We start from the raw sequence: 13,918 nt of genomic DNA, 5'->3' as shown, positions 1-13,918 counted from the left end.
CGCTCGTGCTCACGGTCATCCCTGGTCCACGGCACGCCGGGTTGCCGGCATCGGCGTGCCGAAGCGTGGCGACGCAGGGCAGAGTGTCCCCCATGGAGCCCGTCTACTCGTCCGTCATCGGTGTCGCCCGTGGGGTCTTCGCGATGCAGGGACTGAAGTTCACCATCCTCGGCGACGACAACGTGCCGCGCACCGGGGGAGCGGTGATGACCATCAACCACACCGGCTACTTCGACTTCGCCTACGCCGGCCTCGCCGCCCAGAAGTCCGACCGGCTCGTGCGCTTCATGGCCAAGGACGGCGTCTTCTCCCACCCGGTGAGCGGCCCGCTCATGCGCGGCATGCACCACATCCCCGTCGACCGCACCGCCGGCGCGGCGTCGTATGCCGCCGCGGTTGCGGCGCTGCGGGCCGGCGAGATCGTCGGGGTCTTCCCCGAGGCGACGATCTCCCGCTCCTTCGAGCTGAAGGACTTCAAGACCGGCGCGGCGCGGATGGCGATCGAGGCGGGCGTGCCGATCCTGCCCGTCGTGATCTGGGGCTCCCAGCGGGTCTGGACGAAGGGTCACCCCAAGCGTCTCGGGCGCACGAACGTGCCGATCCTCATCAACGTGGGTGAGCCGATCCCCGTCGCGCCCGACGCCGACCCCGAGGCGGTCACCGGGCAGTACAAGGCGGTCATGGCCGACCTGCTCGACGTCGCGAGAGCGGCCTACGAGCCGCTCACCGGCCCCGACCTCAAGTACCTCCCGGCCAGTCTGGGCGGCACGGCCCCGACCCTCGCGGAGGCGACCCGGCTCGACGAGGCCGACACCGCCGAGCGGCAGCGCCGCGCCGACGAGCGACGAGGCTTCTCCACCGACTGACCTCGCCGACGCTGCGTCGGGCTGCGGCCCGGCTGGGGCCGCGAGCCCCCACGGGCTAGCCTTCCGGGCATGGCTCGTCAGGCACGTCAGCGCGTCCCCGAGGGTCCGGCACCGGATCCCGCGGTCCAGAAGCTCCGGATCCGCTACACGAAGCGGGGGCGGCTGAGGTTCACCTCGAGCCGCGACTTCCAGCGCGCGCTCGAGCGGGCGCTGCGGCGGGCGGACGTGCCGATGGCCTTCTCTGCAGGCTTCCACCCGCACCCGAAGATCAGCTATGCCAATGCGGCCGCCACCGGCACGGGCAGCGAGGCGGAGTACTTCGAGATCTCGGTGACCCAGCGCGTCGAGCCCGACTCCGTGCGTGTCGCGCTCGATGAGGCCCTGCCCCGGGGGATCGACATCCTCCAGGTCGTCGAGGCGCCGCCGGGGGCGCTCGCCGACCGCCTCGAGGCCAGCGACTGGCTGCTCGAGTTCGCCGGCGTGCCGCTGGAAGTCCTCGACGCGGCCGTGGCGGCCCTGCTGGCGCGCGACACGGCTGAAGTGACCCGGTTGACGAAGTCGGGTCCGCGCACCTTCGACGTGCGTGGCTCGATCGTCTCTGCCCGCGTGCTCGCGCCGAGCGACGCGCTCACCGACACGGTCACGACTCACGAAGTCGGGGCCGACTGTGCGATACTTCGCATGGTCGTACGGCACACCACACCGGCTGTACGCCCCGACGACATTCTGACCGCGCTGCGTGAGATCGCCGACCTGCAGCCTCCGCGCCCCCCACTGGTGACGCGACTGGCGCAGGGACCGCTCGACACCGTAAACGTGAGGGTGACCGACCCGCTGGAATGACCTGCCAGGTCATGACGGCGACAGGGTTGCCGACCAGAACGCCGACGGCATTCGATCACGGGGCCGCGCCCAGCGCGAACCGTTTTCGGGTGTAGCGAGACGACTTCCGTTCCGTCGCACACGCGGCGCGACGACTGCAACCGCACTCGTGCGGTGTCGGCGGCTCCGGCCGGGTGTGGGTCACACCGCACCTGACGGGAGGCTGCCTGATGGCACCCAACGACACCACCTCCGGCGCCGACGCGACGCTGTTCCCCGCCGAGCACGGTCATGACGGGAGTGCCGGGCAGGACGCCCAGGCCCCCACCGCGGAGGCCCCTACGGCTGCGAGCGCGCCTGCCCCGCGCCGTCGCGCGCCGCGTCGCTCGACGAAGAAGGCCACCACCATCGAGCCCGCCGCCGCTGCCGAGGTGTCCTCCGCGCACGAGGAAGCAGCCGCGGCACCCGTCTCCGCCGGCGACTCGGGTGACACGTCCGGCGCCACCATCGGGGGCGCCGAGGCCCAGGCCGTCACCAACGAGGCCGTCACCAACGAGGCCGTTACCAACGATGCCGGCGCCACTGAGGCCTCCGAGACGAAGCGTCCGGCCCGCAAGCGGGCCACCCGCAAGAAGGTCGACTCCGGCGACTCGGCCGCGGCCCCACGGGCCGCGAAGCGCGGGTCGCGCACCACGAAGGCCGACCGAGCCAGCGCCGCCGTCGAGGAGCTCGTGGCCGGGGCGCTGACCGGCGACGACGAGGTCGCCACCGAGCCGGAGCAGGACCCCGCCGCTGGGTCCGTGGCCGCGACCGTCGACCGCACCGCCGTCATCGACGTCGAGGCGCTCGACGAGGCCGAGGAGCTGCCCACCGTCGGCATCTCCGACTCGGACGACGACCGCCCGACCGCTGCGGTCCCCAGCTTCAGCGTGTTGTTCCAGGCGCCCGACGCGAGCCAGGCCGTGCCGACCCGTCGCCGCCGGGGCACGCCGCCGCCTGAGGTCGAGGAGCCGGCCGAGGACGTCGAGGAGCCCGTCGCCACCGACGAGGACCTGTCCGAGACGGACGAGCAGCCCGACGCCCAGTCCGACGATGAGGGCAGCCCGCGCCGCTCGCGCCGCCGCCGTGGCGGCAAGGGCCGCCGTGGGCGCGGCAACGACGAGGACGAGACCCAGGACCAGCAGGCCGACACCGACGACTCCCGAGGTTCGCGTGGGGCACGCCGAGGGTCCGCCGAGACCGTGGACGAGGCGGAGGCCGACCGCGAGGCGGAGATCGACGCCGACTCCGAGGGTGAGGCCGACGACGAGGGTGGCTCGAGCCGCCGTCGCCGTCGGCGCCGCCGCGCCGGCTCCGCCGCCGAGGCCGGCGACGACACCCCCAACGTGTCGACCCGCGTGCGTCAGCCGCGCACCCAGAGCGACGAGCCGGTCGCCGTCAAGGGGTCGACCCGTCTCGAGGCGAAGAAGCAGCGCCGTCGTGAGGGTCGCGAGGCCGGCCGGCGTCGCACGATCATCACCGAGGCCGAGTTCCTCGCCCGCCGCGAGGCCGTCGACCGGGTCATGGTCGTGCGCAACAAGGACGGGCGCACCCAGATGGGCGTCCTCGAGGACGGGGTCCTCGTCGAGCACTACATCGACCAGGCCACGAACGTCTCGATGGCCGGCAACATCTACCTCGGTCGGGTCCAGAACGTCCTGCCCTCGATGGAGGCCGCCTTCGTCGACATCGGCAAGGGCCGCAACGCCGTGCTCTACGCCGGTGAGGTCAACTGGGACGCCGCCGGCCTCGAGACCAACCAGCCCAAGCGCATCGAGAACGCCCTCGGCTCCGGTCAGACCGTGCTCGTCCAGGTGACGAAGGACCCGATCGGCCACAAGGGTGCGCGTCTCACCTCGCAGATCTCTTTGCCGGGCCGGTACCTCGTCTACGTTCCCAACAGCTCGATGACGGGCATCAGCCGCAAGCTGCCCGACACCGAGCGCGCCCGCCTCAAGAAGATCCTGCGCGACGTCGTGCCGGACTCCGCCGGCGTCATCGTCCGCACCGCCGCGGAGGGGGCGAGCGAGGAGGAGCTGCGCGCCGACGTCGAGCGCCTCACCCGGACGTGGGAGGACATCCAGGCCAAGGCTGAGGAGGCCTCCAGCCCACGGGCGGGCAAGAGCAAGGGCAAGAAGAAGAACGGTGCGGCCGGCTCGGCGACGGGCGGGCAGGCCCCCATGCTCCTGCACGGTGAGCCCGACCTCACGGTCCGTGTCATCCGCGACGTCTTCAACGAGGACTTCAAGCAGCTCGTCGTCGCCGGGGACCAGGCGTGGAACGAGATCCACCCCTACATCAGCTCGGTCGCCCCCGACCTCGCCGACCGAGTCAGCAAGTGGACGGCCGAGGAGGACCTCTTCACCCACCACCGGGTCGACGAGCAGCTCTCCAAGGCGATGGACCGCAAGGTCTGGCTGCCGAGCGGCGGCTCCCTCGTCATCGACCGCACCGAGGCGATGACCGTCGTCGACGTCAACACCGGCAAGTTCGTGGGCTCGGGCGGCAACCTCGAGGAGACGGTGACGAAGAACAACATCGAGGCGGCCGAGGAGATCGTGCGGCAGCTCCGGCTGCGCGACATCGGCGGCATCATCGTCATCGACTTCATCGACATGGTGCTCGAGAGCAACCGCGAGCTCGTCGTGCGCCGCCTGCTCGAGTGCCTCGGCCGCGACCGGACCAAGCACCAGGTCGCCGAGGTCACCTCGCTGGGCCTGGTCCAGATGACCCGCAAGCGCGTGGGCTCGGGACTCATCGAGGTCTTCTCGGAGACCTGCGACCACTGCAACGGACGCGGTTTCATCATCCACACCGACCCCGTCGACAAGGGCGCGCACCCGCAGGAGCAGAGCCAGGGCGACTCCGGCGGCAGCAGCCGCCGTCGCGGCCGGGGCCAGGGCTCCGGCCAGGGCGGCGGTGCCCAGAACGGGAACGGCGCCGGTGGCCAGCAGTCCGGCCAGCAGGCCGGCCAGCAGCCCTCCCATCCGGAGTCGAAGAGCAACGGTCCGACCGCGGCACAGATCGCCGCGGCGGCCCACGCGGCCGCGCTCAAGAGCGCGTCCGGCCAGCCCGCTGGCGAGGCGGCGGCCGAGGCCATCGCCGAGGTCAACGGCGAGGTCCACGGCGAGGCCCGCAGCGAGGTCAGCGTCGGCCACGGCTTCCCCGAGGACAACGGCCCCTGGTCCGGTGACGACGCCCATGACGGGGACCGCGCGAACAGGCAGGCCACCGCTGGGGGCGTGCACGTGGAGCTCGAGTCCGACGTCACGGCCGCGACCGATGGCACCGCCGGCACAGACGGCACCCAGGGCTCGGGACCCGCAGTCGCTGCGACGCAGCCCGAGTCGACCGTCGAGACCACTGGGACCACCGACACCACCGGGACGTCCCCGGTCGATCCGACGGTGCAGCCCGCCGCCCGGGGGCGCCGCCGTCGTGGACGGGTCGTCGCCCCGGCCGGCCCGCCCCGCGCCAGCAGCGAGTCCGGTCCCGCCGACGGCGCCTGACCTCGGTTTGGAGCTGGGCGCTTCCAGCCGGTAATCTCTGTCCTTGGTGCGCCCACCGGGCCCGTGTTGACGGGCCGGTGCCGAAAGTGGCGATACCACCCCTTGATGAGAGAGTGAGTTTCACTGTGTACGCGATTGTTCGCGCTGGCGGTCGCCAGGAGAAGGTGTCGGTGGGCGATGTCCTGCTCGTCGACAAGGTGACGGGTCAGCCCGGCGATGCCATCGAGCTCACGCCGCTGCTCCTCGTGGACGGCACGACCGTCACGTCCGACGCCGACAAGCTGTCGAAGGTGTCGGTGAAGGCCGAGGTCGTCAAGGCCGCCAAGGGCCCCAAGATCGTCATCATGAAGTACAAGAACAAGACCGGCTACCGCAAGCGTCAGGGCCACCGTCAGCCGCTGACCCAGGTCAAGATCACCGCCATCAACGCGTGATCTGCCCGGAACCCAGAGACTCACGAGAGAAGGACTGACATGGCACACAAGAAGGGTGCGTCCTCGACCCGCAACGGTCGCGACTCGAACGCACAGTTCCTCGGCGTCAAGCGTTTCGGTGGCCAGAAGGTCAACGCGGGCGAGATCCTCGTCCGTCAGCGCGGCACGCACTTCCACCCGGGTGAGGGTGTGGGTCGCGGTGGCGACGACACGCTGTTCGCCCTCGTCGCCGGCGCCGTCAAGTTCGGCACCAAGCGCGGCCGCAAGACCGTCAACATCGAGCAGCCGGAGACCGCTGCCGCTGAGTGATCGACGTGATCACCACTGATTCACCGGAAGGGCGGGCCCGTGCGGCCCGCCCTTCCGCCTTTCCGGGCGACACGGCATTCGCGATCTTGCGTATGCCGTCCGCCCACCCTGATCTGGAAGAGTGACCTCCCATGGCAGTGACCTTCGTCGACCGCGTGGTGCTGCATCTCAGCGCCGGGGCGGGCGGGCACGGTGTCGCCTCCGTCAAGCGCGAGAAGTTCAAGCCGCTCGGCGGACCCGACGGTGGCAACGGGGGGCGGGGAGGCTCGGTCATCCTGCGCGTCGACCCGTCGTCGACGACGCTGCTCGACTACCACCGCCACCCGCACCGCAAGGCCGGCAATGGCGCACCCGGTGCCGGTGACGAGCGCAACGGCGCCGACGGTGACGACCTCGTGCTGGCGGTTCCGGAGGGCACCGTCGTCAAGGACGCCTCGGGGCAGATCATCGTCGACCTCGTCGGCATGGGCACCGAGCACGTGATCGCCGCTGGTGGCCGAGGCGGCCTCGGCAACAAGGCCCTCTCGAGCGCCCGCCGCAAGGCGCCCGGCTTCGCCCTCCTCGGCGAGCCCGGCGAGGACGTCGACGTCGTGCTCGAGCTGAAGTCGCTCGCCGACGTGGCCCTCATCGGCTTCCCGAGCGCGGGCAAGTCCTCGCTCGTCTCGGTGCTGTCCGCGGCCAAGCCGAAGATCGCCGACTACCCCTTCACGACGCTCGTGCCCAACCTCGGTGTCGTGACCGCGGGGTCGAGCCGCTTCACCGTCGCCGACGTGCCCGGGCTCATCCCTGGCGCCCACGAGGGCAAGGGCCTGGGACTCGAGTTCCTGCGCCACGTCGAGCGCTGCTCGGTGCTCGTCCACGTCATCGACTGCGCGACCCTCGAGCCGGGTCGTGACCCGATGAGCGACCTCGACGTCATCGAGAACGAGCTCTCGCTCTACGTCCCCGACGCCGACCTCGGCGGTCGCCCGCTCTCCGAGCGCACCCGCATCGTCGTGCTCAACAAGGCCGACGTCCCCGAGGCCCGCGAGCTGGCCGAGATGGTCAAGCCCGACCTCGAGGCCCGGGGCATCGAGGTCTTCATCGTCTCCGCCGTGGCGCACGAGGGTCTGCGCGAGCTGAGCTTCGCGATGGCCCGCCACGTCGACGCCGCCCGCAAGGAGATCGGCGAGGCCGTGCCCAAGCGGGTCGTCCTGCGACCGCGGTCCGTCGACGACCAGGGCTTCACGGTGACCAAGGAGAACGGTCCCGACGGCGTCTTCTTCCGCGTCACCGGCGCGCGCCCCGTGCGCTGGGTGCGCCAGACCGACTTCAGCAACGACGAGGCCGTCGGCTACCTCGCGGACCGGCTCGGCCGGCTCGGTGTCGAGGAAGAGCTCTACAAGGTCGGCGCGGTCGCCGGAGACACCGTCGTCATCGGTGCCACCGACGACGCGGTCGTCTTCGACTGGGAGCCCACGCTGCAGGCCGGAGCGGAGCTGCTCGGCTCACGCGGCACCGACCTGCGCCTGTCCGAGTCCTCGCGCCCGACCCGTGACGAGAAGCGAGAGGCGCAGAAGGACCGCTACGCGGCTCGGGCCGCGACGCAGGAGGAGCTCGACGCCGAGCGCCGCTCTGGCCTGTGGCACGTCGCCGCCGACGAGGACGACGACCAGAAGGCCTGACTTCCCGGGTCGATGTATCTGCGCGGCCCCGGTGACGCGCGAATACATCGACCTGGGGTCCGGGCAGGTGTCGGCGCATAGGGTGTCGGCATGAGCTCGTGGGGCGCGCTGCTGCGTCGCGGTCATCTCGGCACCGAGGCCGACCGCGCGACCTACCGCACACTGCACACCGCCCTGCTCGCCTCGCCGCCGCTGCGGATGGGCCTGACGCCGGCCGCTGCCGAGAAGTCCCTCAAGCACCTGCGATCGCTCCTCGGAGCGACCGCCGTGGCGATGACCGACACCACCGGTCTGCTCGCCTGGGACGGTGGTCGTTCGCACCACGCCCACCAACCGGCTGTGATCTCGGCCGGCACCCTCGCCCACGGACGCACGACCGTCGTCGACGGCGCCGACGTCGCCTGCGCGGAGCCGTCGTGCGTGGTGCGCCAGGCCATCGTCGCGCCGCTCGACGTGGACGAGAAGGTCGTCGGCACCCTGCAGGTCTTCACAGGCCGCGCCTCGGCGGGACTCGTCCGGGCCACGAACGAGGTCGCTCGCTGGGTCTCCGGACAGCTCGATCTCGCCGAGCTCGACGCCTCGCGCACCCGCCTCATGGAAGCCGAGGTCCGGGCCCTGCGCGCACAGATCAGCCCGCACTTCATCTACAACTCGCTGACGGCGATCGCGTCCTTCACCCGCACCGACCCCGAACGGGCGCGCGAGCTGCTCCTCGACCTCGCCGAGTTCACGCGCTACTCCTTCCGGCGGCACGGCGAGTTCACGACGCTCGCCGAGGAGCTGCGGTCCATCGAGGCCTATCTCGTCATCGAGAAGGCGCGCTTCGGCGACCGCCTCACCGTGACCGTGCGGGTGGCCCCGGAAGTGCTTCCGGTCGTCGTGCCGTTCCTGTGCCTCCAGCCGCTCGTCGAGAATGCCGTCCAGCACGGCATCGAGGGCCGCGAGGGGCAGGGCGAGATCAGCATCCTGGCGCAGGACGCCGAGCACGAGTGCCTCGTGACGATCGAGGACAACGGCGTGGGGGAACACCCCGAACGCGTTCGGCGCGTGCTGGCCGGTGACCCGAGCAGCGAGTCGGTGGGACTGGCCAACGTCGACGAGCGGCTACGCACGGCCTTCGGCGACGACTACGGCCTCGTCGTGGAGACCGCCCCCGGCGCCGGCACGAAGGTCATCGTGCGGTTGCCCAAGTTCCGGCCGGGGGTTCACGTGTGAGCGGCTCCGCGAGCAGCCATGAGACGCATGGTGATTCGGCTGCCACGACCGAATCACCACTGCTGCGAGTGCTCGCCGTCGACGATGAGGCTCCGGCTCTCGACGAGCTGGCCTGGATGCTCGGTCGGCACGATTGCGTCAGACAGGTCGTGCCGGTCCGGTCGGGGGAGGCGGCCCTGCGGGTGCTCCACGACGAGCAGGTCGACGCGATCTTCATGGACGTGCAGATGCCGGGCCTCAACGGCCTCGACCTCGCGCGCGTGCTGTCGCGGTTCACCACGCAGCCACCGGTCGTCTTCGTCACGGCGCACGAGCAGCATGCTGTCGACGCCTTCGAGCTCAACGTCGTCGACTACGTCCTCAAGCCCGTGCGGGACGAGCGGCTCGACCAGGCCGTGCGCCGCGTCGTGCGCCAGATCCACGGCCGAGAGCCCGTTGCGTCGCCGGCCGACGAGAGCATCGTCGTCGAGCTGGCGGGGGTGAGCCGGCTCGTGCCGCGTTCCGACGTGCTCTTCGTCGAGGCGCAGGGTGACTACGCCCGTCTCCACACGGCCACCGAGAGCCACCTCGTGCGCGTCCCGCTCACCACGCTCGCCGACCAGTGGCACGACGCGGGGTTCGTGCGCATCCACCGGTCCTCGCTCGTCGCGCTGGGCCACATCACCGAGTGGCGGACCGAGAGCGGACGCACGACGGTCGTCGTCGGCGGACACGAGCTCGTCGTGAGCCGCCGTCACACCCGCGCGCTCCGCGACCTCCTCGTCCGACGTGCCCAACCACTCGGACGCGGTGGCTCATGAGACCCCAGGACCCGCCTCGCGCCCGGGTCCGGGTCACGAGCCCCCGCACGTCCGCCGCGCGCACCCGGAACGTCTCGATCGCCTCCGAGATCGACGAGCAGACACGCCTCGGGGAGGTCTACATCACCTCGCTCATGCGCAGCCAGCTCCGTCTGGCCCTCGCGGTCCTGCTCGTCCTGGCCGCGACGCTCGGGCTGCTGCCGCTGCTCTTCCGGGCCGTCCCCGGCATCGCCGACGTCGACGTCGTCGCGGTTCCGCTGCCCTGGGTCCTGCTCACCGCCGTCGCCTTCACGGAGATCATCGCCCTGGGCTGGTTCTACGTGCGCCAGTCCGAGCGCAACGAGGACGACTTCAGCGACCTTCTCGACGGCAGGTGAGCGGGGTGCGCGACCGGTGAGCAACACGGCCAGCATCGTCGCCGTCATCCTGGTGTCCCTCGCATCGCTCGCCGTCGGCGCCTTCGGGTTGCGGCTCTCGCGCACGATGAGCGACTTCTACGTCGCATCGCGCGGTGTGAGCCCGGTGCTCAATGCGTCGGCCATCAGCGGCGAGTACCTCTCTGCCGCATCGTTCCTCGGGGTCGCGGGTCTCATCCTGGCCCGCGGTGTGGACATGGTGTGGCTGCCCGTCGGCTGGACCGCGGGCTACCTTCTGCTGCTCGTGTTCGTCGCTGCGCCGCTCCGGCGGTCGGGCGCCTACACGCTGCCCGACTTCGCCCAGCTGCGGCTCGAGTCCGCCGGGGCACGGCGAGTCTCGAGCCTGCTCGTGGTCGCGATCGGCCTGCTCTACCTCATCCCGCAGTTCCAGGGTGCCGGCCTGACCCTGCGCACCCTCACCGGGGCCCCGTCGTGGGTGGGTCAGCTGGCCGTCGCGGTCGTCGTGTGCCTCAACGTCCTTCCCGGTGGCATGCGGAGCGTCACCCTCGTGCAGGCCTTCCACTACTGGCTCAAGCTGCTGGCCCTGCTGACGCCGCTCTTCTTCCTCCTCGGGGCGCTCGGGGACCGGAGTGCGGACCCCGACGTCGGCGCCGTCCTCGTCGCCGACTGGGTCGAGCCGCTGCGCGGTGACCATGCGCTCTACCTGACCTACTCGCTCGTGCTGGCCACCTTCTTCGGCACGATGGGCTTGCCTCATGTCGTCGTGCGCTTCTACACCAACCGGGACGGCCGAGCCGCACGGCGAGCGACACTGGCGGTCCTCGTCCTGCTCTCGGCCTTCTACCTGCTGCCCGTCGCCTACGGCGTCATCGGTCGCTACGTCGCCTCGGACCTCGTCGCCGCGGGCCGCGCCGACTCGGTCGTGCTCGAGCTGCCGAGCCGCCTCTTCGACGGCCCGCTCGCCGAGGGCCTTACGGCGCTGCTCGCCGCCGGCGCCTTCGCGGCGTTCCTGTCGACGTCGACCGGGCTCGTGGTCTCGGTGGCCGGCGTCGTGAGCCAGGACCTCGTGCGCTGGGGAGCCGGGCACCGACAGGGCATCCGCACCTTCCGGCTCTCGACGGTCGTCGTCGTCGCGGTCTCGCTGGTCCTCACGGTCGTGTCGGCGGGCGTGCCCGTGGCCCATGCAGTGGAACTGACGTTCGCCGTGGCGGCCTCGACGTTCTGCCCGATGCTGCTGCTCGGCATCTGGTGGCGAGGCCTCACGGCGCGGGGTGCGATCGCCGGCATCGTCGTGGGCGGTGGCCTGGCGATGGGGGCCGTCGTGGCGACGACGTTCGGCATCGCTACCGGCGGCTGGTTCGGCGTCGTCATGACGCAACCGGCGGCCGTGAGCGTCCCGCTGTCGTTCGCGACGATGGTGCTCGTGTCGGTCGCCACCCGCGCGAGCGCCCCCGAGCACGTCGCCCAGACGATGGTCCGGCTGCACGCGCCGGAGCACATCGACCTCAACCGGGGATCGTTCCACCCCGAACGATGGGACCGTCGCCCATCGACGGCCCCGACGACAGCCCCGACGACAGCCCCGACGGCAACCACGACGGAGGGCGCGGTCGGCGGCGCGCAGCACGCGGCATACGCCAGCACGGACGTGACCGCTCGTCGCTCCGAGCAGACCGCTCGTCGCGACTGAGTCCACGCACGGCGAGCGGTCGGCGCCACTGAGCGATGCCGGGGGCGGTGTCCCTGCCGGGCACGCGCGACAACTCCTACCTTTGCTCTCGCCGGCCGCGCGGCCGGCAGCGACCAACCGCCCGGAGGTGGCCCGGTGAGCAAAGAGGCTCCAGAGCGCGTGGTGGACGATCCGAACGTCGTCATGCAGAACTCGCCCGAGTTCGACCAGCTGCGCAGCAAATTCCGCAAGTTCGTCTTCCCGCTGACCGCGCTGTTCCTCGCGTGGTACTTCCTCTACGTCCTGATGTCCGTCTTCGCCAAGGACTTCATGGGGACGCGGGTGGCCGGCAACATCACGTGGGGCCTGATCCTCGGGCTCCTCCAGTTCGTCTCCACCTTTGCCATCACGATGATCTACGCCCGCTGGGCCGACCGCGTGTTCGACCCCGAGGCCGAAGCCCTCGCCCGGAAGATGGGAGGGGAGAAGTGAGCGCGCTCCTCACATCGGCCGCGTCGCTCGCTCCAACGGTCGCGCCCGCTGCGACGACGGTGGGCAACCCGGCGATCAACATCGGCATCTTCGCCCTCTTCGTCGTCGTCACCCTCGCGATCGTCATCCGGGCCTCGCGCAACAACCGGAGTGCGGCCGAGTACTACGCCGGCGGCCGGGCCTTCACGGGTCGCCAGAACGGCATCGCCATCGCCGGCGACTATCTCTCGGCGGCCTCGTTCCTCGGCATCGCGGGCGCCATCGCCATCAACGGCTACGACGGGTTCCTCTACTCCATCGGCTTCCTCGTCGCCTGGCTCGTCGCCCTGCTCCTCGTCGCGGAGCTGCTCCGCAACGTCGGCAAGTACACGATGGCCGACGTGCTCAGCTTCCGACTGCGCCAGCGCCCGGTGCGCATCGCGGCAGCGATCTCGACGCTCGTCGTCTCGTTCTTCTACCTGCTCGCCCAGATGGCGGGAGCCGGCGGTCTCGTGGCCCTCCTGCTCGGCATCGAGGGCGCGCTCGGCCAGCGGCTGGTCATCGTCGTCGTCGGCATCCTGATGATCTTCTACGTCATCTACGGCGGCATGAAGGGCACGACCTGGGTGCAGATCATCAAGGCCGTGCTGCTCATCATCGGCGCGGCGATCATGACGGTCTGGGTGCTGGGCAAGTTCGGCTTCAGCCTCTCGACGCTGCTCGGCGACGCCACGACGGCCTCGCAGGACGCAGGCGGCAAGGACCTGCTCCAGCCGGGACTGCAGTACAAGAACCCCGTCGACTTCATCTCGCTCTCGATGGCGCTCGTGCTCGGCACGGCGGGCCTGCCGCACGTGCTCATGCGCTTCTACACGGTGCCGACCTCGCGCGAGGCCCGCCGTTCGGTCGTGTGGGCGATCTGGCTCATCGGCATCTTCTACCTCTTCACCCTCGTGCTCGGCTTCGGGGCCGCCGAGCTCGTGGGCGCCAAGGAGATCAAGAACGCACCCGGCGGTGTCAACTCGGCGGCTCCACTCCTCGCGTTCGAGCTCGGTGGGGAGATCCTGCTGGGGATCATCTCGGCGGTGGCGTTCGCGACGATCCTCGCGGTCGTCGCCGGCCTGACGATCACGGCGAGCGCCTCGCTCTCGCACGACATCTACAACACGGTCGTCAAGAAGGGCAAGGCCACACCCGAGGAGGAGGTCAAGGTCGCACGGCTCGCTGCGCTCGTCCTCGGCGCCATCGCCATCATCGGTGGCATCTTCGCCCTGGGGCAGAACATCGCCTTCCTCGTGGCGCTCGCCTTCGCCATCGCGGCGAGCGCGAACCTGCCGACGATCCTCTACTCGCTCTTCTGGAAGCGGTTCAACACCCGGGGCGCGCTGTGGAGCATCTACGGCGGTCTCGTCAGCGCCATCACGCTGATCATCTTCAGCCCGGTCGTCTCGGGCAAGGCGGTCGACGCGGTGACGAAGAAGAGCCCGTCGATGCTCCAGGGCGTCGACTTCCACTGGTTCCCGCTCGACAACCCGGGCATCGTCTCGATCCCGCTCGGGTTCGTCCTCGGCTACATCGGGACGGTCACGAGCAAGGAGTACAACGCGGCCAAGTACGCCGAGATGGAGGTCCGCTCGCTCACTGGTCACGGCGCCGAGACGGCGACCCATCACTGACCCGAAGCGAACCTCGTCCGTCGAGTGGCCACGCACCCACGGGATGCGTGGCCACTCGCGCGTCACG

Annotated in this window: 12 protein-coding genes; all 12 read left to right on the top strand. The window is 70.7% G+C overall.

Translation table 11 applies throughout. From position 1 onward, the window contains the following. Positions 1 to 92: 92 nt before the first annotated feature. The 12 genes from AC1DIW_RS14175 to AC1DIW_RS14120 all read left to right on the top strand — a co-directional run bounded on the left by AC1DIW_RS14175 (position 93) and on the right by AC1DIW_RS14120 (position 13,851). The gene (locus AC1DIW_RS14175) at positions 93 to 866 is read left to right on the top strand and encodes a lysophospholipid acyltransferase family protein (RefSeq protein ID WP_442280320.1); all 774 of its coding nucleotides are present in this window, start codon (positions 93 to 95) and stop codon (positions 864 to 866) included. A 69-nt stretch (positions 867 to 935) separates the two neighbouring features. Beyond that, positions 936 to 1,709: a TIGR03936 family radical SAM-associated protein gene (locus tag AC1DIW_RS14170; RefSeq protein ID WP_442280319.1), complete on the top strand. Its 774-nt coding sequence runs from the start codon at positions 936 to 938 to the stop codon at positions 1,707 to 1,709. 209 nt (positions 1,710 to 1,918) lie between these two features. After that, positions 1,919 to 5,236 carry an Rne/Rng family ribonuclease gene (locus AC1DIW_RS14165; protein WP_478108949.1) on the top strand — a complete coding sequence of 1,106 codons (3,318 nt, stop codon included), beginning with the start codon at positions 1,919 to 1,921 and terminating at the stop codon, positions 5,234 to 5,236. Between the two features lie 125 nt (positions 5,237 to 5,361). Continuing rightward, positions 5,362 to 5,670 (top strand): 50S ribosomal protein L21, encoded by a 309-nt coding sequence (gene rplU, locus AC1DIW_RS14160; protein ID WP_028785644.1) that lies wholly within the window; start codon positions 5,362 to 5,364, stop codon positions 5,668 to 5,670. A 39-nt stretch (positions 5,671 to 5,709) separates the two neighbouring features. After that, positions 5,710 to 5,979, top strand: coding sequence for a 50S ribosomal protein L27 (gene rpmA, locus AC1DIW_RS14155; RefSeq protein ID WP_030200289.1), 270 nt, complete (start codon positions 5,710 to 5,712; stop codon positions 5,977 to 5,979). Positions 5,980 to 6,110: 131 nt separating this feature from the next. Next, complete coding sequence (obgE, locus tag AC1DIW_RS14150; protein ID WP_442280317.1) at positions 6,111 to 7,643, top strand: GTPase ObgE; 1,533 nt, start codon at positions 6,111 to 6,113, stop codon at positions 7,641 to 7,643. Between the two features lie 90 nt (positions 7,644 to 7,733). Further along, complete coding sequence (locus AC1DIW_RS14145) at positions 7,734 to 8,858, top strand: sensor histidine kinase (RefSeq protein WP_442280316.1); 1,125 nt, start codon at positions 7,734 to 7,736, stop codon at positions 8,856 to 8,858. Between the two features lie 59 nt (positions 8,859 to 8,917). Continuing rightward, positions 8,918 to 9,658: a LytR/AlgR family response regulator transcription factor gene (locus AC1DIW_RS14140; protein ID WP_478109194.1), complete on the top strand. Its 741-nt coding sequence runs from the start codon at positions 8,918 to 8,920 to the stop codon at positions 9,656 to 9,658. Beyond that, a complete protein-coding gene (locus tag AC1DIW_RS14135) occupies positions 9,655 to 10,035 on the top strand; it encodes a hypothetical protein (protein ID WP_478108947.1) in 381 nt (126 codons plus the stop codon). The genes AC1DIW_RS14140 and AC1DIW_RS14135 overlap by 4 nt, the downstream gene beginning before the upstream one ends. 16 nt (positions 10,036 to 10,051) lie before the next feature. Continuing rightward, positions 10,052 to 11,725, top strand: a complete 1,674-nt coding sequence (locus AC1DIW_RS14130; RefSeq protein WP_478108946.1) for a sodium/solute symporter — start codon at positions 10,052 to 10,054, stop codon at positions 11,723 to 11,725. A 183-nt stretch (positions 11,726 to 11,908) separates the two neighbouring features. Next, positions 11,909 to 12,196, top strand: a complete 288-nt coding sequence (locus AC1DIW_RS14125; RefSeq protein WP_442280399.1) for a DUF485 domain-containing protein — start codon at positions 11,909 to 11,911, stop codon at positions 12,194 to 12,196. Further along, the gene (locus tag AC1DIW_RS14120; RefSeq protein WP_478108944.1) at positions 12,193 to 13,851 is read left to right on the top strand and encodes a solute symporter family protein; all 1,659 of its coding nucleotides are present in this window, start codon (positions 12,193 to 12,195) and stop codon (positions 13,849 to 13,851) included. The genes AC1DIW_RS14125 and AC1DIW_RS14120 overlap by 4 nt, the downstream gene beginning before the upstream one ends. Positions 13,852 to 13,918 lie beyond the last annotated feature (67 nt).

The sequence above is a fragment of the Terrabacter sp. 01T434 genome, assembly GCF_056398545.1.
This window is presented reverse-complemented; position numbering and strand designations above follow the sequence as displayed.

Coding starts and splice junctions, on each gene's coding strand:
- AC1DIW_RS14125 (WP_442280399.1), top strand. CDS start 11,909: ATGCAGAACTCGCCCGAGTTCGACCAGCTGCGCAGCAAATTCCGCAAG.
- AC1DIW_RS14145 (WP_442280316.1), top strand. CDS start 7,734: ATGAGCTCGTGGGGCGCGCTGCTGCGTCGCGGTCATCTCGGCACCGAG.
- AC1DIW_RS14165 (WP_478108949.1), top strand. CDS start 1,919: ATGGCACCCAACGACACCACCTCCGGCGCCGACGCGACGCTGTTCCCC.
- AC1DIW_RS14175 (WP_442280320.1), top strand. CDS start 93: ATGGAGCCCGTCTACTCGTCCGTCATCGGTGTCGCCCGTGGGGTCTTC.
- AC1DIW_RS14170 (WP_442280319.1), top strand. CDS start 936: ATGGCTCGTCAGGCACGTCAGCGCGTCCCCGAGGGTCCGGCACCGGAT.
- obgE (WP_442280317.1), top strand. CDS start 6,111: ATGGCAGTGACCTTCGTCGACCGCGTGGTGCTGCATCTCAGCGCCGGG.
- rpmA (WP_030200289.1), top strand. CDS start 5,710: ATGGCACACAAGAAGGGTGCGTCCTCGACCCGCAACGGTCGCGACTCG.
- AC1DIW_RS14135 (WP_478108947.1), top strand. CDS start 9,655: ATGAGACCCCAGGACCCGCCTCGCGCCCGGGTCCGGGTCACGAGCCCC.